The sequence below is a fragment of the Agrobacterium sp. CNPSo 3708 genome (assembly GCF_028674915.1).
Taxonomy (GTDB): domain Bacteria; phylum Pseudomonadota; class Alphaproteobacteria; order Rhizobiales; family Rhizobiaceae; genus Agrobacterium; species Agrobacterium cavarae.
This window is the reverse complement of sequence record NZ_JAQZSF010000006.1, coordinates 234,522-252,872: the sequence shown is the minus strand read 5'-3', so window position 1 is coordinate 252,872 and position 18,351 is coordinate 234,522. Positions and strand designations below refer to the sequence as shown.

Here is an 18,351-nt window from a genome sequence, read left to right as displayed (position 1 = left end):
TCTTTCAAACCAAAGATTTGGTCCGACCAGATTCCTGTGACGGGCACAGGAATGGGGGCGTCAGAGGAGACGCCTCGGTCCCTATCAGCGGCCAGGAACCGGCCGGTTGACGACGTCCAGCAGCGCCTTCTGGATGTACTCGTTGCCAGCAACCACGCTGCGGCTTTCAAGCATGCTGTTGGCGCCGCCCATATCGGAAACGAAGCCGCCGGCTTCGCGGATGAGCACGATACCTGCGGCGATATCCCAGGGGGACAGTTCCGCTTCCCAGAAGCCGTCGAAGCGGCCGGCTGCGACATAAGCGAGGTCGAGAGCAGCGGCACCCATGCGGCGCACGCCTGCAGTCTCACCCATCACATGGCGAAGCTCGACGAGGAACTTGCCGTGGTTGCCGCGGCCGAGATGCGGAACGCCGCAGCAGACGACGCTGTCGGAAAGCTGCTTGCGGGCCGCAACGCGAATGCGGCGGTCATTGAGGAACGCCCCACCACCACGCTCTGCGGTGTAAAGCTCGTCCGTTGCCGGGTTGAAGATGACGCCAGCGACGATTTCGCCACTGCGCTCCAGACCGATGGAGACCGCAAACTGCGGAATGCCGTGCAGGAAGTTGGTGGTGCCGTCCAGCGGATCGACGATCCAGCGATGGGCGCCATCGGTGCCGATTTCCTCGCCGCCCTCTTCGCCGAGGAAGCCATAGGTCGGACGAGCCTTCATCAGCTCCTCGCGAACGATCTTTTCAGCCTTCAGATCGGCCTGGGACACGAAGTCGCTCGGTCCCTTGACCGAAACCTGCAGGTTCTGCACTTCACCGAAGTCACGCGACAAAGATTTTCCCGCCTTCAAGGCGGCCTGAACCATGACATTGAGAAGGGCTGAACGGGCCATGAAAACATTCCTGGAAGGTGGCTGAACCGGCCGCGCAAGATCGGGGCAGGCAGGCATATTGGTTTCTATTTTAGGTTTGCGGGTTCAAGACCACAAAACGCGCTGAAATTCAAGGCTAAAGCATAGTCGCGCAAAAAGGTGAAATGCCACGGTACAGGGCGCATCTGCTTTTCCGGTGCCGTGACGCCAATCAAGCGTCTCGACCTACCGGTTGAGACAATCCCGTGATCAAGTGTGAAAACCTCTCGTTCGTCATCCTCGGGCTTGACCCGAGGATCCATCTTTTTCAACTGCTTAACGGTTCGACAGTGGATCCTCGGGTCAAGCCCGAGGATGACGGTGAGGAGAGGTTCAGCGTCATCACAACGTCTTGCGAGGGTGGGCCTCCCAACATGTGAAACAGTAAAAGACGACCCGTTCGCCTCGTGAGCTTTAGTGGCGCCTTCGCCCTCAGTTGGGCCGGAACTTGTTGGCTGCGTCGATCGCCTGCTTCTGCTGACTGTCCTCGATGCCGAGATAGAAATCTTCCAGCCCCGGGTCTTTTAGCCCTGCGCGGCGCGAGAGCACATACCACTTGGCCGCCTCGATCGGATCGGGGCGCGTTCCGAGCGCCTGGATGTAGAGATGCGCCACCTTGTTCTGCGCCACGACATTGCCGCGCTGAGCAGCACCATTCAGCCAGCGAAAACCTTCTTCCAGATCGCGATCGCCGGCCGTGCCGTTGACCAGCCAGATGCCGAGATCGACCTGCGCGGTATCGAAGCCCGCCTTTGCGGCACGCGTCAGCCATTCGCGCGCCTTTGCCTTCTTTTCCTTCGGCACCTCCGGCACGTTCAAATAGATCTGCGACACGGCATATTGGGCATCCGCAATCCCTTTTTCCGCCGATCGTTCGTAGAAGGGCAACGCCGCCATCAGACCCTTCGGCCCGGGCGTCTGGGAGACGAGGATCTGCGCCCAGTTGAATTCGGCTTCCGGATTGCCTGCCTCAGCCGCACGGCGCATGTAGTCGTCGGCAAGCGTCTTGTCGTGCTTGACGAGCCGGCCTTCCATCAGGATCAGCGCATATTTGAACATGGCAACAGGATCGCCATTCTTGGCAGCCTGCTCATACCAGAAGGCGGCGGTCTTGTCGTCGCGGGCAATGCCGAGACCGCGGCTCATCATTTCGGCGACCAGCGTCTGCGCTGCGGCATCGCCGTCCTGCGCGCGCGTCAGCGCCTTGTCCAGCGCCTGCACATATTCGCCGCGCTGATAATGGCCATATGCCTCGTCGATCTTGCCCTTGAATTCCTTTTCCTTCGGCAGCGGCGGAAGCTCGGCGCCCATGCGCTGATAGACGGTGACGCCTTCCGAAGGCTGGAGATCCTTCTGATCGCCGCCGGTCACGCGGCCTTTCCGCAGCGGATCGGCATCCTGGTCCGTCGGTCGCGACAGCACATCCGGTCCCTGGTTCACCACCGGTCCAAAATCGGTGTCTTCCTCGCCCGCGCCATCAGTACCTTGCGCCTGCGGCTGAAGGCCCGGCAGAAGATCAGGGCTTGCCTGCGGCTCAGCCTGCTGCGGCGCAGACTGTTGTCCGGCAGCTGGAACCTGGCCCTGCGCAAAGGAAGGGGCCGCTGTGATGGCGCAAGCCATCGCCAGAAGCGAGATCGATGGGGAAAGGCGGAGCAAGCGAAGGATCATCGCCCGTATCAACCGCCAAACCGTGGCGCTTTTTCGTCAAGCAATGCATTGGCTTCGGCAACGGCCTGCGCCGCGCCGCCCGCGTGAGCGAAGACGGCCTGGCGAAGTGCGACGAATTCCACGCCGCTTTCGGCAACCGCAACCACAGAGGCGACATCCGAACCGCCCATGACAATCGACGGAATTTCGATCATCGAGGCCCACCATTCGCCAAGCGCGACGTTCTTCGGGTGCGGCTCCGGCTTGATGTCACCCTCCAGCTTGCCGAAGAAGATATAGTCCGGGTTCGCTTCGCCCTGCTCCAGCGCCTTGTGCCGGTCATCGGCATTGCCGCCGCCGACGATCATCTTCGGCGTGAACTTTTCCACCGCTTCCGCCAGCGGCTCCAAGCCGCCTATCACATGCAGACCATCGGCCTTCACGCGGCCGGCAACGCGGCTGTCACCGGCAACCAGCGCTGCGGCACCCGCCGCCTGCACGATCGGCACCAGCACTTCCGCGCGTTTCTGGAAGCTGTCGTCATCGAGAGCGTATTGGGGGATGATGACGGAGGCGACATCGCCGCCCCTCAGGGCATCCTCCAGCGCCTTGGCTTGCAGGCCAGCATCTTCGGCTTGCGGCACGATCAGAACCAGACGGCAGCGATCTTCAGGAGAACCCATGATTTTTCCATTTTCCGCAGAAAGAACGCTTCATCGCCAATCTGCACTCGTTTTCATATACTGTTTCCGATAAACCGGACTGCACGAAGGATCAACAGTTCATAGCTGGACTCTTTGTCGTCCTTTCCCCTCGCGGCCTGTTCCAATGGCCGTCTCACACGCTCATCTCAAGTCCTGACCATGTCGCTCGATCTCCATTTCTTCCTTGTTGCCATTCCCGCTGTCGTTCTGGTCGGCCTGTCGAAAGGCGGGCTTGGCGGCGCCCTGGCCTTGATGGGCGTGCCGCTGATGGCGCTGGCCGTGCCGCCGGTGCAGGCGGCGGCGATCTTCCTTCCCATTCTGATCGTCATGGATCTGGTGGCACTCTGGGCATGGCGTCACCATAACCATCGGGAAACGCTGCTGTTGATGCTGCCGGGCGCCATTGCCGGCATTGCGCTCGGCTGGGCCACCTCGACGCTGATTTCCCCCGACGCGATGCGCCTCGTCGTCGCAACCGTCACCATCCTTTTCGTCCTGCGCTATTTCTACGAGAGCTTCCGCGCCCGCCGCGGACAGGAGATCGCGCCAAAACCGCAGAGACCGGCTGCCGCCACGCTCTGGTCTTCACTGTCGGGCTATGCAAGTTTTGTCGCGCATGCCGGTGGTCCACCCTTCCAGATCTATGTGCTGCCACTCAAGCTGGATCCGAAGACCTATACCGGCATGAGCGTGCGCTTCTTCGCCATCATGAATGCGATCAAGCTCATCCCTTATTTTGCGCTGGGGGCGCTGGATTCCACCAACCTCACCACCTCCGCCACGCTGCTGCCGGTGGCGATGATTGCCACATTTGCCGGCGCCAAGGTTGTCAAATACATGAAGCCCGCCGTCTTCTATCCGCTGATGTATGGAATGGCCTTTATCGCGGCGTTGAAACTGCTCTGGGATGGCTTGCCGGTGTAACAAATGCCCCTTGCGGCGCATGCATGCCGCAGCCCCCTGCCGGCAAAACGGAAAGGCCCTGATCGCGCTTTGCAACCAGGGCCTTGAACTTTTACCGCTTCTCAGGCGAAAACTCGCCCTGCGGTCTCAATAGTTATTGAAAATCAATGTTTCGTTGTCGCTTTCAGCCTCTGCAACTCGTCCTTAAGACGCAGCTTTCTGCGCTTGATATTGGCTATCTCCCGATCGTCGGAAGACGGGGAAGCAAGAATACTCTCGAGCTCTTCCTCCAGAGCACCGTGTTTCTTTTCGAGCGATGCAATATGAGCCTGAATGGTCATGCGGCACGTCCTTCCTTGTTGAACCTACCTCCAGCGCTCCATCGCTGGAGTTTCAGGTTTACGACAGCACTGTGACACGGAAAGCGCGCTTTGTCGAAGGCGAAATCGGGGCAATAGTGCGGCAAAAATGCTATAAGAGCGCTTCCTTGTTAAATGGAAACAGTTCTGTTGGTTCAAACGGGATCGACTGATTGTCCGGATGGCGCGTGCCGTAGCCAACGCATACGGCCAAGCCGGCCGGGCAAGCAGGTGGCCCGTTTCAACCAACCCTCCCGCAGATTTGCTGGCAAATCTGCAAGAGCTTCAATCGCCCGGCGCGCTTATCGCTTCGCACTGCGAAGCGGCGCGGCGGCAGGGCCGGGCATTTTTCCGCCAGGATCAAAGGCGATCGGCTCGGCCGTACCTTTGGGTATGCCCTTCGCCAATCGCCTTTGCCCTGACGAAAACCTGCTCCGGCAGAACGTTGCCATTTGACAAGGAAGCGCTCTAAGGAAACTTCCCGTTACCGCCATTTGATGGTACAGGCACGAAGACCAACAACAGAGATGCCGGATGGCGGTCCGGTTCATTACAATGGGGACGACGAGATGGCCGACCAGGAACAGGCGGACGTCCGGCTTACGCTGGCAAGGCTGAGGCAGGAGCATGAGGATTACGACACGGCCATCAACGCGATGATCCAGACCAATTGCGAAGCGCTCAGAATTCAACGGATGAAGAAGAAGAAGCTGGCCATCAAGGACAAGATGACCCAGATCGAAGATCAGATCATCCCGGATATCATCGCCTGATAAGCTCTGGACCCTGACAACCTCTGGACAAGGAGACGCCGCTTGACCACTGAAACGCCGCCCGTCGCCATCATCATGGGAAGCCAGTCTGACTGGGAGACCATGAAAAACGCCGCCGATACGCTGGATGCGCTCGATATCGAATATGAGGCGCGCATCGTGTCCGCCCACCGCACGCCGGAACGGATGTTCGATTTCGCCACCAATGCGAAGGACGAAGGCTTCAAGGTCATCATCGCCGGTGCCGGCGGCGCTGCCCATCTTCCCGGCATGACGGCAGCGCTGACCCCTCTCCCCGTCTTCGGCGTTCCGGTTCAGTCGAAAGCCATGTCCGGCCAGGACAGCCTCTATTCCATCGTACAGATGCCGGCGGGCATTCCGGTCGGCACGCTTGCCATAGGCAAGGCGGGCGCCATCAATGCCGCCCTTCTGGCCGCAGCCGTGCTCGCGCTTTCCGACGAGGATCTGGCCGACCGGCTGGACAATTACCGCGCCCGCCAGACGGCAATCGTTGCTGAATACCCCATGGACGCGCCGCAATGAAATCCTCCACCATCGGTATCATCGGCGGCGGCCAGCTTGGCCGCATGCTGGCCATGGCAGCCGCCCGTCTCAACTTCCGCACCGTCGTGCTGGAGCCACAGGCCGATTGCCCGGCGGCCCAGGTCTGCAATCGCCAGATCGTTGCGGCTTACGATGACGAGAAGGCTTTGGCCGAACTCGCAAGCCTCTGCGATGTCGTGACCTACGAATTTGAAAACGTGCCCGTCGTTGCCGCCGAAACGCTCGCCGCTTCCGTGCCGGTCTATCCGCCGGCGCAAGCGCTGAGCGCCTCGCAGGACCGCCTGACGGAAAAGCGTTTCCTCAATGGCTGCGGCATCCCGACGGCCGATTTCCGCGCCGTGGACGATCAGGCCGGCCTTGAAGCCGCACTTGCGGAGTTCGGCGGCAAGGGCGTGCTGAAGACGCGGCGCATGGGCTATGACGGCAAGGGTCAGCGCGTCTTCAAGGGCGGCGAAGATCTGACCGGCGCCTTCGATGCGCTCGGCAAGGTGCCGCTGATTCTCGAAAGCTTCATTCCCTTCGAGCGTGAGATTTCCATCATCGCCGCGCGTTTCCAGGATGGCACCGTCACCTGCTACGATCCTGCCGAAAACGTTCACCTGAACGGCATTCTCCATACGTCGACCATTCCTGCCGATCTTTCCGATGCGGCTAGAACCGTCGCGGTGGAATCGGCGCAGAAGCTGCTGGCCGCGCTGAATTATGTGGGTGTCGTCGGCATCGAGTTCTTCGTGCTGGCGGATGGTTCGCTGGTGGCAAATGAGATGGCGCCGCGCGTCCACAATACCGGCCACTGGACGGAAGCCGCCTGCGTGGTCTCGCAGTTCGAACAGCATATCCGCGCCGTAGCGGGCCTAGCGCCTGGCAGCGCAGAGCGTCATTCCGATTGCGTGATGACCAATCTGATTGGTGACGACATCGACAGCGTGCCGGAATGGCTGAGCCAAAAAGACTGCCTCGTGCATCTTTACGGCAAGACGGAGGCCCGTGCGGGCCGAAAGATGGGCCATGTGACGCAACTCACCAAGGCTGGAAAGCCGGGGTTTTCCCGGTAAAAGCTTGCGTAGCGTGTTGACAGGCCGGTGCCGAAAGGGTATCTGCCTGCCAACCGAAAAAGGCGCGCCCCGTTGCGCGCTTTTGATTGTTTAGATTATGCGTGCGAAAGCCCGCCAAACTGCGGACCAGAAAAATGAAGATCAAGAACTCGCTCAAAGCGCTTAAGGCTCGTCACCGCGACAACCGTCTGGTTCGCCGCAAGGGCCGCGTCTACATCATCAACAAGCAGAACCCACGCTTCAAGGCTCGTCAGGGCTGATTGCGTTTCTGCAGTGCTCCGTTTGAAAAAGCGGATCACTTTGTTGATAGCAGACAGAATTCGATTTCCTAATTGGCGCATACGGATTATCGTGATCCGCATGCGCCAATTTCGTTTTTGTGCTCTTCTCCTCGCCTCGCTCAGCCCACTTGCCCCGGCCACGACGCTTACCGCCCATGCTGCGGAGCCGGTCGCGGCAGCGCCTCAGCCTGAGCAGCCTGCCTCCAAAGACCCGGTCGGCGATCTCTTCAACAATCTGAAGAAGGAGCGCGACGCCAAGAAGGCCCGCGGCATCGCCACCGAAATCGTCGGCCAGTGGAGCGATTCCGGCAGCCCCACGATCAACCTGCTGATGCAATGGGCCGAAGAGGCCAATGAACAGAAGCGCAGCGCCGCAGCCTATGACTTCCTCGACCAGGCCATCTTCCTCGACCCGGACTACGCCGGCGCCTGGTACCGCCGCGCCATGATACATCTGGCCGACGGCGACACCCGCAAGGCAATGGCCGACCTCAACAGCACGCTGGAAAAAGAGCCACGCTTCTTCCCCGCCCTTGCCGGTCTCGCCAATATTCTGGGAAGCTCAGAGCGCAACGAAACGGCGATGAAGGTATGGGAGCGCTACCTGACGCTTTACCCGGCGGACAAGGAAGCGCAGAAGGAAATGGGCGAGCTCTCCGAAAAGCTGGCTGGCACGCGCAGCTGATCCGCCTACTTTCAGAGAAAGCAGAACCAATTTTGAAGCAAGGAAGATTTGAGAAAGAAGAGCTGCTACTACGCTCGATTGGCGACAATCCTAGTTTCGACATCAGCACGTTTATCGACCGGATATCAGTTTCCGAAGATTGGGCAAAATTAATCGTCGCCCATATATATCTTGATCATATAATCACGGCCGTCCTCAACGAGCACCTCGATCATCCAGAAGCTTATTTTAACGCGCACAGGTCTTTCGCGGAGAAGCTCGGCTTATGTCAGGCTCTGGGATTTTTCAGGGACGAGTTCGGGAGTGTACTTAAAGCTGTCAACGCGCTCCGCAACAAGTTCGCGCATAAACTCGTATTCGAAGTTTCCGACGACGAAAAGCGAAACATCTTTCGCGTCTTGACCACGGAACGCCCAGTTAGTGATGTTACTCGTGCCGATGGATTTGGCGACTTTCTCTTTACTGTCGTCATGTTCACAGAGGTGGAGCGCGCTTTGAACAAGCGTCAGTCAGAGCTTTTGAAAGAGCAAGAATTCGTTAGAAGCAAAATTATGGAGTTGCTGATAGCCAACAAAAACATCCTGACGGAAAACAAGTAAGCTGCGAGGCCGTCTTTGGTCCCGCAGCTCTAGACCTTACTCCATACCAAGTGCGGCCATATAGGTCTGGAGAATTGTCTCTTCCTCGATGCGCTCGTTGGCATCCTTCTTGCGAAGGCGGATGATGGTGCGGATCGCCTTGGTGTCGTAGCCGCGGCCCTTGGCTTCGCCCATGACATCCTTGATGTCACCCTGGATTGCCGCCTTCTCTTCTTCCAGGCGTTCGATACGCTCGATAATCTGGCGAAGTTCGGCGGCGGCGACGGTTTCGGTTGTGGCTGTTTCGTCCATTCCATGATCCTTCAATAGTTCGGCTCGCTTCGAGCCCGTTTTCCGTAAGGCGAAATCTTCGCCTGCTGCTCATCAAAGGCAGCCAAAATTCCCGGCTGGTGAACTGCCCGTGGAAAGGCCTCACGTCAAGCCTAATCGGGTGGGAGGCAGCTATTCCTTCGGGCGGTTTTCTTCGAAGGCGGCTTTCTGGCCATCGCTCGCTTCGCTCTGGTGAAGACGCTTCCAGTCCTCATAGGGCATGCCGTAGATGATCTCGCGCGCCTCATCCTTGCTGAGATCGGTACCGGCATCCTTTGCCGCATCCGCATACCAGTTGGACAGGCAGTTGCGGCAGAAGCCGGCCAGGTTCATGAGGTCGATATTCTGCACCTCTGGGCGATTGCGCAGATGGTTGACCAGCCTGCGGAAGGCGGCTGCCTCGAACTCGGTTCTCTGCTTCTCGTCAAGCTCGCTCATATCGATGTCGCCTTTCAATAAGGACCAGTCCGCGAGGCGAACTGTGCGTACTCATGCAGGGTGGGATCGTCATTCATTGCGGCAAAAATGGGAGCGAGGCGACCCGCCCAGGCGGCAATGCCCGCCTCATCGCCGATCAGGTCCTGGCGCACTTCCAGAAGCGCATGCGGGATGCCCTTCATCATGCAGTGGCGATACATGGTGTCGCCCTTCAGCGCGCCATCGTAGGGCTCGTTATCGCCCACAAGAATATCGCCTCTCGCCCTCAGATGCTCAATCAGCGGATAAACGGCGCGGTGGTCCGTGTCCCACAGAACCGCCGCATGCCACGGACGCGGAACGGACTTCCAGAACGGCGTGTAGGAATGCAGCGAAAACACCAATGGTGCCTTGCCAGACGTCTGCGCCGTTTTCGTCAGAACCGTATCAACGGCATTGTGATAAGGGCGATGATAGGTTTCGACGCGCCTCTCCCACTCCTCGTCCGTGATCGGATGGTTGCCGGGCACGATCGCGCCATCGGAAATCTTCATGATCAGCGTCGGATCGTCCTCACCGCGATTGGGATCGATCAACAGACGCGAAAAGCGGCCGAGAACGGCAGGCACGCCAAGACTCGCTGCAAGCTTTCTGGTCAAACCTTCCACACCAATGTCATAAGCGATATGGCGCTCGAACGCGGCTTGCGGTAGACCGAGATTGCCGTAAGCTTGTGGAAGAAGGTTCATGGCATGGTCTGCAAGCAAAACCATGCCTTTGTCATAATCGCCTTCTATGATTTCGTATGGCTGAAAGTCTGGCATAATTGATTTCTGGGGCAGCTAAGGGAGAGACGCTTGATGGCATGGCTTGACGCCACGCGCAAGTTTGCACGGGTAAACGGCCATCGACAGCACCGCACCAGAGACCCGACCTGACAATATAATCGATTAAACTCGCGTTGACATTCTTGGGCCTCCGCGCCTAGAAGTGTTTTCACTATAACCATGGAATCCGGATGGACGCCGTGACATACACATTCCCCGCTCTCCTCGAGAAACATCGGCGCGCGATCCGCATTTTCACCGCAGCCGCCGTCCTCTCTTCTCCCCTTTTGATAGCGCAGCCGGCATTGGCGGATTTCCGCGTCTGCAACAGCACGCAGAACCTTGTCGGCGTTGCCATCGGCTATCGCGCAAAGGAAGGCTGGGTCAGCGAAGGCTGGTGGCAGGTGCCTGCCTCCACATGCGCCACGCTGATCGAGGGTGAGCTGCAATCGCGCTACTACTATCTCTACGCCGAGGATGCGGCCCGCGGCGGCCGCTGGACCGGCGACGTCAACATGTGCGTGGCCGAAAACGAGTTCAAGATCAACGGCGTCGATGATTGCTATGCCCGCAGCTTCCAGCGCATGGGCTTCAAGGAATACGACACTGGCCGACAGGGAAGCTGGATGGTCCAGCTTTCGGACACGCCAGGAACACAGGAAAGTCAGAACTGATGAAGCGTAACCGCAAAGTCAAAATCCTTGCAACTCTTGGCCCCGCTTCGGCAGAAGAGGCGATGATCGAGAAGCTTCATCTTGCCGGCGCCGATCTCTTCCGCATCAATATGAGCCATGCGAGCCATGACGTGATGCGCACGCTGATTCAGCGCATCCGCTCTGTCGAAAGCCGCAACGGCCGCCCGATCGGCATTCTGGCGGATTTGCAAGGACCGAAGCTGCGCGTCGGCAAGTTTGCCGAGACCAAGGTCGATCTCGTCGCTGGCCAGACCTTTACGCTCGACAACAACGAAGCTCCTGGCGACAAGAACCGCGTGTTCCTGCCCCATCCGGAAATTCTCGAATCCGTCAAGCCGGGCGACCGCCTGCTGATCGATGACGGCAAGCTGCATCTGCGCGCCGAAAAGTGCGACGGCAAGAGCATCGTCACCACCGTCGTTTCCGGCACCAAGATTTCCGACCGTAAGGGTATCAGCCTGCCCGACACGCTGCTCGGCGTTGGCGTTCTGACCGACAAGGACCGCGCCGACCTCGCCGCAGTTCTCGCAACCGAAGAAGTCGACTGGGTGGCGCTGTCCTTCGTGCAGCGCCCGGAAGATCTGGCGGAAGTGCGCAAGATTGCCGGCAACCGTGTCGGCCTGATGTCGAAGATCGAAAAGCCGCAGGCGCTCGAACGCATCGAAGAGATTATCGAACTCTCCGACGCACTGATGGTGGCCCGTGGCGACCTTGGCGTGGAAATGCCGCTCGAAGCCGTTCCCGGCATCCAGAAGCAGCTGACCCGCGCCTGCCGCCGCGCCGGCAAGCCGGTCGTCGTTGCAACCCAGATGCTGGAATCGATGATTTCTGCACCGGTCCCGACCCGCGCTGAAGTCTCCGACGTCGCGACCGCCGTCTTCGAAGGCGCGGATGCGATCATGCTGTCGGCCGAATCCGCCTCCGGCGATTATCCGGTCGAAGCCGTCTCCACCATGGCTTCCATTGCCAGCACCGTCGAGCAGGACCCGCATTACTCCAACATCATCTACGCGCAGCGCGCCCAGCCGGAGGCGACCGGCGCCGACGCCATTTCGCTCGCTGCCCGCCAGATTGCCGAGACGCTGCGCCTCGCGGCCATCGTCACCTACACCTCGTCCGGCACCACCGGCCTTCGCGCCGCGCGTGAACGTCCGCAGGTTCCGATCATTGCACTCTCGCCGATCATCCAGACGGCCCGTCGTCTGTCGGTGGTCTGGGGCCTGCACTGCGTCGTCACTGGTGACGCCAGCGACCTGGATGACATGGTCAACCGCGCGTGCCGCATCGTCGTGGCCGAAGGCTTCGGCAAGCCCGGCGACCGCATCATCATCTCGGCTGGCGTCCCCCTCGGCACGCCCGGCGCCACCAACATGGTCCGCATCGCCTATATTGCCCAGGACGGCCAGAGCGGCGTTTGATCGCACTCAGAGAGGGCGAGAGCAAAGCTCCGCCCTCTCGGCGTCATCCTCGCCTTGCGCCGAGGATCCACCTTTTCAACGGCTTATGGATGGTGAGGGAAACTCCCAATCCGGCCCAGAGGGGCCACTAAAGTATCCGTTTTGATCAAGGGATTTTTGGCGCCTGCGCTAGGAATATTGGTCATCTGCGAGATACGAGCGCACCAACCGGACAAGTTCAAGCTGCATCATTGGATCGCTGACGGCGCCTCGTCGCGCCGCATTGTGAATCACTCCATCGATTGCGTCTGAAATCACACGACCCGCAACATGATCGGCCTCGTTCGGCGCGCGCTTTCGAAACGTGGCGACCGCCTCGGCGTAGTAGGTGAGATATTCACGCTCAAAGTCGCTATGAGGGTCCCGATATTTTTCGAAGGTGGGGGCTTCGTCCAATAGGACGCGATGAAGGCCTGGATGGATGCTATGGATCGCGACCACGGCAGCGACGAGTTGCGTGGCGAACTGCTCGGGCGAAATGCCATCTGCCCGCACGCGCCGCATCACCTCCATGCTATCATTCAGATGACGATGCCGGATCGCATCGACCAAGGCGAGCTTGTCGGGAAAGTACTGGTAGAGGGACCCTATGCTGACGCCAGCCACGTCCGCTATCCGGTTCGTGGTGAAACCTGCCCAACCCTCTTCCGCGAGAATGCGAGCACCCGCCTCTACGATCGCGTCAACCGTAACGCGGGAACGGGCCTGCTTTGGCTCCTTGCGCATTACCGATTGCCGTTTTGCAACGCGAGTAGACAAAAATGTGCCTCGGAAGAAAATGTGAAGAACTTACTCACATTCGTAGCGCTCAAAAGGAACACTGGCAATGAGCACGCTTCTCCACACTCTTTTCCGTTATCATGCATGGGCCAACGTCGATTTGTTCGACACGCTGGAAACACTGGACCGTGAAAGCTATCGCACGGAATTACAGGCTGCGCTTCGTCTCATCAGCCACTACTATGTGGTTTCAAGGATCTTTGCCGCGCACTTAGAGGCTATTCCGCACACGTTCTCGTCAGACAATCTCGAAGAAATACCGACCCTCAATGAGCTGCGGACCTCAGTGATCCTCTCCGACACGTGGTATGTTGACTACACAAGCAGAGCCACTTCACCGATCCTGGCCGAGAGAGTGGCCTTTACGTTTACCCATGGTGACAAGGGCCATATGAGCCGCGAGGAGATGCTGACTCACGTCGCCCTCCACGCGGGCTATCATCGCGGTGAAGTGGGCCGCCTGCTTTGGCAACTTTCCATAACGCCACCCTGGGATACCTTTGCAGTCTATCTGCACCAGGCCGATCCTCATCGGCGCCAACAATCCGTCTGATCCAAGCGGCTTTAAGGCCAGACGCGCAACCGAAAGCGATATTGGCTACAGCATCGGTCCCTCTCTCGATCACACACTCCGATAGGCTGCGATCACGATGTCGACCTGCGCGGGGCTCATCCCGTCCACCTGACTGGACGAGAAGGCAGCAAGGTGGCTGGTGTCGAGGCCGCTCAGGGCACCTGTGCTGAGCCCGGCAATCGCCTTCTTCTTGATGGCGGCGATTTCGGCGGCGGTGAAGCTGTTGAGTTCACCAGCCGACAAGGTTGCCAATTGCGTGCTGTTGAGCGCCCCGACCTGAGTTTCGGTCAGTGCTGCGATACCAGCGGAACTCAGCGCATCGAACTGCGCCGTCGTCAGGGAGGCAATCTGGCGCGTGCTCATGCCCGCAAGCGTCGCCGTGCTGAGATTGGCGATCGTTGCGGTGGAAAGCGTCGCGATCTGAGCCGTCGAAAGCGCCGCGAACTGGCTCGGCGTCAGCGCTGAAATCTGAGCAGAGGTGAATGCGTTGACCTGCGCGCTGGAGAGGCCCGCAATCTGCGCTGTCGTCATTGCCGAAAGCAAAGTGGTGGAAAGGCCGGCAATGGTGGCTGTCGGCAAGCCGCCCAACACGTTCTTCTTCAGGCTTGCGATCTCCGCCGTGGTAAAGCTGTTGAGTTCTGCGGCCGACAGGGTCGAAAGCTGCGCCGAGGTCAGTCCCGCAACCTGGGCGGCGCTGAGAAGCGCAATATCCGCGCTGTCGAGCGACCCGAACTGCGCTGTCGTCAGAGCCGAAATCTGCCGTGTGGTCAGAGCCGAAAGCGTCGCGTCGCTCAAGCCTGCGATCACCGCGGTCGACAGGTTGGCGACCTGCTGCGGCTTCAGCGCGGAGATCTGCGTGGCCGTCAGCGCCGAAAGCTGGGAGGAAGTCAGCGCCTGGAACTGCGAGGAGGTCAAGGCCGAGATCTGGGCCGTCGTCATTGACGCGATCAGGGTGGTGGAGAGCCCACCAATCGCCGCCGTGGACAGCCCTGTCAAAGCACCCTTTTTCAGCGCGGCGATCTCTGCCGTGGTGAAGCGGTTGAGTTCCGCAGAGGACAGCGTGGCGAGTTGCGCGGAGGTCAGGCCGGCGACCTGATTTTCGTTCAAGAGCGCGATGTCGTCGGAACTCAAGACGTCGAATTGCGCAGCGGTCAGCGAAGAGATCTGGCGCGTGGTGAGCGCCGACAGGGTCGCGTCATTCAGAGCTGCGATTGCGTCCGTGGTGAGGCTGGCGATCTGGTCCGGCTTCAGCGCGGCGATCTGCCCGCTCGAGAGCGTGGCAAGCTGGGCTGCCGTCAAGGCTCTCAACTGCGCAGAGTTCAGGCCGGCGATCTGTGCTGTGGTAATTGCCGAGACAAGGCTGGTGGAAAGACCGGCAATCGCGGCGGTGCTGATACCGGCCACGACGTTCTTCTTGATCGCCGCAATCTCATCGGCTGAGAAGCTGTTGAGCTCGGCGGCTGTCAGCGTTGCCGCCTGTGCGGCGGTCAATCCGCTCACCTGCTGGCTGCCAAGGGCTGCAAGGCCGGCACTGCTGAGAGCATCAAATTGGGTGGCGGAGAGTGCGGACATCTGACGATTTGTCAGGCCGGCAACTTGCCCGGAACTGAGGCTATGGAGAACGTCGGTCGAAAGCCCTGCGATCTGCTTCGGCGTCAATGCACCCATCTGCGCCGGCGTCAGCGCTTCGAGCTGCGCACTCGTCAAGGCGCTCATCTGCGTAGAACTGAATGCGGCAAGCTGGGCAGGCGTCAGCGCCGCAAACTTCGTCGTCGACAGCCCGGCGATGACGGCGCTCGACAGGCCGCCAATATTGGCTTTCTTGATGGCGGCCAGTTCATCGGTGGTGAAACTATTGATCTCGGCAGACGAGAGCGTCGCGAGCTGCGCGCTGCTCAAGGCACCCACCTGGGCCGAGTTCAACGCTTCGATGAGCGCGCTCGATAGATTATCGATTTGGCTGCTGTAAAGCGATGCGACCTGCGCTGTCGTCAGCCCGGATACCTGCGTCGTGCCGATGGCCATCAATTGCGACAGGGTCAGACCGATGATCGACTTTGGCGCGATGGCACCGACATCGGCAGAGGAAAGCGACGAAATCACGGAGGTGTTCAGCGCGCCGATCTGCGTGCTGGTCAGCGCCTTGATCTGCGCCGAACTCAGCGCGTCGACATCGGCACTCGTCAGCCCCGCAATCACGGAGGTGGAGAGCATGGCGATCTGGCGTGTGGCGAGCAAGGAAATCGTGGTCATGGCGCGTATACCGTCGAGTGGCATGCCCATGTGACGACGAACCAGCCTCAACGCGCTTCGTGCCCGAGGCAGAAGGAAAGAACGTTGAGGCGAGATTCAAAACGGCCTGACGGCACGTCTTTTATCGACACAGGAACATGGAATTCATCAGGGACATGGTTCGTCAGAACCGGCGCATTGAAAGAGCTTCATGCGTGCAGCGTCTCTCAAGACCACTGCCTTTGCGCGACCTAAAACAAATGACGTGCGGCGATACACGCATAACTTTCGCCGCGACAAACAAAGCAATGAAGAAAGCGTTAACAGCGCCGTCAAAGCCCGTCAAGGTGACAGCGTGGCTGACGAAAGCTCCGCGCACGCTTCGGCAAGAACAGACATTGTCTCAATCGCCTGAGAGGCCCTCTCCGTGGGGACTCTCTACAGCATCGGCCCGAATGGCGGACCCGATTTTCGGAAAAGCTCGATGCGTCAATTCAAAATGGGAGAGCGTCCTTTGTGCGTCCAAGAGGACGCACGGCGCTTCGGTGAGACACAGCGTGGTCGCCTGAAAAGCAACTCCGCCAAAATGCCAGATATCAGGATCCCTGCAAAAACAAACGACCCGAAAATCGATGTCGATTTCCGGGCCGTCACTTATCTTATGCTCTGCAGAAGCTGATTAAGGCATTCTGACCGGTGAACTGAAGCGGCTGGAGTCGATCGCCTTGGCGCCCTGACGGAAGCTCGCATTGGACGCCGACATATCGTGGCTCAGCATGCGGTTGCTGACGCGTGGTGCCTTCACCGCACGGACAGTCGCACCCTTGTTCTGGCTGAGTGCCCAATCGGAAATCGCTTCCTGCGTCAGGCGTCCACCGCTAACCATCGCCTGCTGCGATACCACGGCATCCTGCTTGCTCGGGCGACCACCCTTGGTCGGCAGGCCGGCATTGAGACCGCTATTGTTGGCAGCCGCTGGCTTCGGATCGAACTCGTCACCAAAGCTCTTCGCCTTCGGCGTCACCATCGGATCAAGCTTGGCAACCTGGCGCGGCGCTTCAACCGGGGTCGGTGCAGCATAGGCAGCAGCCGATGACGGGAATGGTGCAGCCGTCGGCATGGCAGCAGCCGTCACGGCAGAGCGTGCATCCTGTCCGCTCTGTTCCAGAGCGGCAATCACCGTCGGAGACAGAGAGGCCTGGCTGTCGGCTACGTCATCCTGGCCTTCCGTATCGGCATTGGCCGAGGCGATCAGCGCTTCTGCAACAGCCGGACGATTGGCCGGAACCGGCACATGGGCGACCAGCGCATCGGCCGGTGCGTTTTCAGAATCGAGTGACGCCGTCATGACCGAACCCTGAGCATCACCACGCATGCCGCGCGGTCCAAGAAGCGTCGGGACCGGAACCGAGACCTCGGCGAGATCGGCGAACTTCTGTTCAGCCGGTGCGGCTGTCGGTGTTGGCGTGGTCGCAGCTTGGAGCGCATCCTGAGCGGCATTGCGACCCGGCGAATAAAGCGCCGTCGCAAGGCCGGTCGAGGCTTCTTCGCCACGGAAGGCCGGACGTGCAGTCGGCAGCGGTGCATTCACGGCACTCGGCACGGGTGCTGCAGAGGCCACCGCGACTGGGGCTTCTTCCGCCTCTTCCGCTACAGGAGCAGGTGCAGGGGAACGACCGGCAGGTGCGGGTGTTGCTATTTCTTCGGAATCTTCATCCTCGTCGCCACCGCCAAAGAGAGCTGCAAGAAGGGTCTTGCGCTTGCCGCCGGAAGAGGATGTCGCAGGTCCGGAGCCAGCGGTGCTCGCCACCTGGATGGACGAAGAGCTGACGCGCTTCTTGTAGTCAGCCAGAGCCTGATCGTAACCCGGCAGCGGCTTGCCATCGGCAGGCAGGTGAATGGTGTTGCCGTTCGGGAAGATGCGAACGAGTTCCTGGCGGCTCATGCGCGGCCACGCACGGACATTGCCGACATCCATATGGACGAAGGGCGAACCGGAGGTCGGGTAGAAGCCGACGCCGCCGATCTGCATCTGCATGCCGATCTCACGCAAGCGGGCGAGCTTCACGCCGGGAATGAAAAAGTCCATCGCCTTGCCGAGCGTGTGCTGGCTGTGCTTGGCCACACCCTTGGTGCGCGAACGCAGCATGCCATTGGTCTCAGGCGAGCGGAAAGCGGAAACGACGTTGATATAGTCTGTGGCGCCGGATCGGCGATACACTTCCCAGACCAGATCGAAAAGGCGCGGATCCATCTTGGTGGGCTGGTTGCGACGCCAGTCGCGCAGGAAGCGATTGAGTTCCTGCAGGCCCTTCTGATCGTACTTGCCGTTTCTCTTGAATGTGATGACGGCTTTTTCTTTGGTGTGGATATAATAGAGCTTCAAACTGCGTGTCTCGGCGGCGGCTTCCGTCGCTGAAACGCTGAAGATGGGCATTGCGGCTAACATCAGGCACGCAACGGTGACAACGCGTGCCGACAGCTTCGTGCATATATCTTTGATCAAGCCGCGCGCAGACTTGCCCGCATGCGCGTTATTCCGATTCAGATATGGCAATTCGATCCCCGCCTGGCAGACAATTTGTCA

At 59.7% G+C, this 18,351-nt stretch carries 20 protein-coding genes; 10 read left to right on the top strand and 10 right to left on the bottom strand.

The genetic code is table 11. The features are described from left to right. Positions 1-84 precede the first annotated feature (84 nt). The 3 genes from PVA19_RS14890 to PVA19_RS14880 form a co-directional block, all read right to left on the bottom strand. Positions 85-885, bottom strand: coding sequence for an inositol monophosphatase family protein (locus PVA19_RS14890; protein ID WP_062599050.1), 801 nt, complete (start codon positions 883-885; stop codon positions 85-87). A gap of 450 nt (positions 886-1,335) precedes the next feature. Beyond that, complete coding sequence (locus PVA19_RS14885) at positions 1,336-2,571, bottom strand: tetratricopeptide repeat protein (RefSeq protein WP_274103162.1); 1,236 nt, start codon at positions 2,569-2,571, stop codon at positions 1,336-1,338. A gap of 8 nt (positions 2,572-2,579) precedes the next feature. Then, the gene (locus PVA19_RS14880) at positions 2,580-3,233 is read right to left on the bottom strand and encodes a thiamine phosphate synthase (protein WP_153311706.1); all 654 of its coding nucleotides are present in this window, start codon (positions 3,231-3,233) and stop codon (positions 2,580-2,582) included. A 180-nt stretch (positions 3,234-3,413) separates the two neighbouring features. Here PVA19_RS14880 and PVA19_RS14875 point away from each other — a divergent pair, with 180 nt between their 5' ends. Next, positions 3,414-4,178: a sulfite exporter TauE/SafE family protein gene (locus PVA19_RS14875; protein WP_274103161.1), complete on the top strand. Its 765-nt coding sequence runs from the start codon at positions 3,414-3,416 to the stop codon at positions 4,176-4,178. A gap of 143 nt (positions 4,179-4,321) precedes the next feature. Here PVA19_RS14875 and PVA19_RS14870 read toward each other — a convergent pair whose 3' ends face one another. Next, positions 4,322-4,498: a YdcH family protein gene (locus PVA19_RS14870; RefSeq protein WP_082447303.1), complete on the bottom strand. Its 177-nt coding sequence runs from the start codon at positions 4,496-4,498 to the stop codon at positions 4,322-4,324. Between the two features lie 587 nt (positions 4,499-5,085). Between PVA19_RS14870 and PVA19_RS14865 the strand changes: the two genes are divergently transcribed. The 6 genes from PVA19_RS14865 (at position 5,086) to PVA19_RS14840 (ending at position 8,473) form a co-directional block, all read left to right on the top strand. Beyond that, positions 5,086-5,289 carry a YdcH family protein gene (locus tag PVA19_RS14865; protein ID WP_062427987.1) on the top strand — a complete coding sequence of 68 codons (204 nt, stop codon included), beginning with the start codon at positions 5,086-5,088 and terminating at the stop codon, positions 5,287-5,289. A 75-nt stretch (positions 5,290-5,364) separates the two neighbouring features. Continuing rightward, entirely contained in the window at positions 5,365-5,832 is a 468-nt protein-coding gene (purE, locus tag PVA19_RS14860) for a 5-(carboxyamino)imidazole ribonucleotide mutase (protein ID WP_274103319.1), read from the top strand. Next, a complete protein-coding gene (locus tag PVA19_RS14855; protein ID WP_274103160.1) occupies positions 5,829-6,908 on the top strand; it encodes a 5-(carboxyamino)imidazole ribonucleotide synthase in 1,080 nt (359 codons plus the stop codon). The genes purE and PVA19_RS14855 overlap by 4 nt, the downstream gene beginning before the upstream one ends. 134 nt (positions 6,909-7,042) lie before the next feature. Continuing rightward, positions 7,043-7,168: a type B 50S ribosomal protein L36 gene (gene ykgO / locus PVA19_RS14850; protein WP_003497670.1), complete on the top strand. Its 126-nt coding sequence runs from the start codon at positions 7,043-7,045 to the stop codon at positions 7,166-7,168. Between the two features lie 100 nt (positions 7,169-7,268). After that, the gene (locus PVA19_RS14845) at positions 7,269-7,874 is read left to right on the top strand and encodes a tetratricopeptide repeat protein (protein ID WP_274103131.1); all 606 of its coding nucleotides are present in this window, start codon (positions 7,269-7,271) and stop codon (positions 7,872-7,874) included. After that, on the top strand, positions 7,781-8,473 hold the full coding sequence (locus PVA19_RS14840; RefSeq protein WP_274103130.1) for a hypothetical protein: 693 nt from the start codon (positions 7,781-7,783) through the stop codon (positions 8,471-8,473). The genes PVA19_RS14845 and PVA19_RS14840 overlap by 94 nt, the downstream gene beginning before the upstream one ends. A gap of 36 nt (positions 8,474-8,509) precedes the next feature. Here the strand turns inward: PVA19_RS14840 and PVA19_RS14835 are convergent, their stop codons facing one another. The 3 genes from PVA19_RS14835 to PVA19_RS14825 all read right to left on the bottom strand — a co-directional run bounded on the left by PVA19_RS14835 (position 8,510) and on the right by PVA19_RS14825 (position 10,023). Continuing rightward, a complete protein-coding gene (locus tag PVA19_RS14835; RefSeq protein ID WP_062439745.1) occupies positions 8,510-8,764 on the bottom strand; it encodes a DUF2312 domain-containing protein in 255 nt (84 codons plus the stop codon). A gap of 150 nt (positions 8,765-8,914) precedes the next feature. Beyond that, positions 8,915-9,220 (bottom strand): DUF1244 domain-containing protein, encoded by a 306-nt coding sequence (locus tag PVA19_RS14830; RefSeq protein ID WP_062427908.1) that lies wholly within the window; start codon positions 9,218-9,220, stop codon positions 8,915-8,917. A gap of 14 nt (positions 9,221-9,234) precedes the next feature. After that, positions 9,235-10,023 (bottom strand): N-formylglutamate amidohydrolase, encoded by a 789-nt coding sequence (locus PVA19_RS14825; protein ID WP_274103129.1) that lies wholly within the window; start codon positions 10,021-10,023, stop codon positions 9,235-9,237. A gap of 194 nt (positions 10,024-10,217) precedes the next feature. Here PVA19_RS14825 and PVA19_RS14820 point away from each other — a divergent pair, with 194 nt between their 5' ends. Both PVA19_RS14820 and pyk read left to right on the top strand, forming a co-directional pair. Then, a complete protein-coding gene (locus PVA19_RS14820) occupies positions 10,218-10,700 on the top strand; it encodes a DUF1036 domain-containing protein (protein WP_062427906.1) in 483 nt (160 codons plus the stop codon). Further along, complete coding sequence (pyk, locus tag PVA19_RS14815; protein ID WP_274103128.1) at positions 10,700-12,139, top strand: pyruvate kinase; 1,440 nt, start codon at positions 10,700-10,702, stop codon at positions 12,137-12,139. Before PVA19_RS14820 ends, pyk begins: the two co-directional genes overlap by 1 nt. Positions 12,140-12,307: 168 nt before the next feature. On the opposite strand, the gene PVA19_RS14810 is transcribed toward pyk, so the two are convergent. Continuing rightward, a complete protein-coding gene (locus PVA19_RS14810; protein ID WP_274103126.1) occupies positions 12,308-12,904 on the bottom strand; it encodes a TetR/AcrR family transcriptional regulator in 597 nt (198 codons plus the stop codon). Positions 12,905-13,004: 100 nt separating this feature from the next. Between PVA19_RS14810 and PVA19_RS14805 the strand changes: the two genes are divergently transcribed. Further along, positions 13,005-13,511, top strand: coding sequence for a DinB family protein (locus PVA19_RS14805; protein WP_274103124.1), 507 nt, complete (start codon positions 13,005-13,007; stop codon positions 13,509-13,511). A gap of 69 nt (positions 13,512-13,580) precedes the next feature. Here the strand turns inward: PVA19_RS14805 and PVA19_RS14800 are convergent, their stop codons facing one another. Together PVA19_RS14800 and PVA19_RS14795 are read right to left on the bottom strand one after the other, a co-directional pair. Then, positions 13,581-15,785 (bottom strand): hypothetical protein, encoded by a 2,205-nt coding sequence (locus PVA19_RS14800; RefSeq protein WP_274103123.1) that lies wholly within the window; start codon positions 15,783-15,785, stop codon positions 13,581-13,583. A gap of 658 nt (positions 15,786-16,443) precedes the next feature. Continuing rightward, positions 16,444-18,321, bottom strand: coding sequence for a DUF882 domain-containing protein (locus PVA19_RS14795; protein WP_062427903.1), 1,878 nt, complete (start codon positions 18,319-18,321; stop codon positions 16,444-16,446). Positions 18,322-18,351 lie beyond the last annotated feature (30 nt).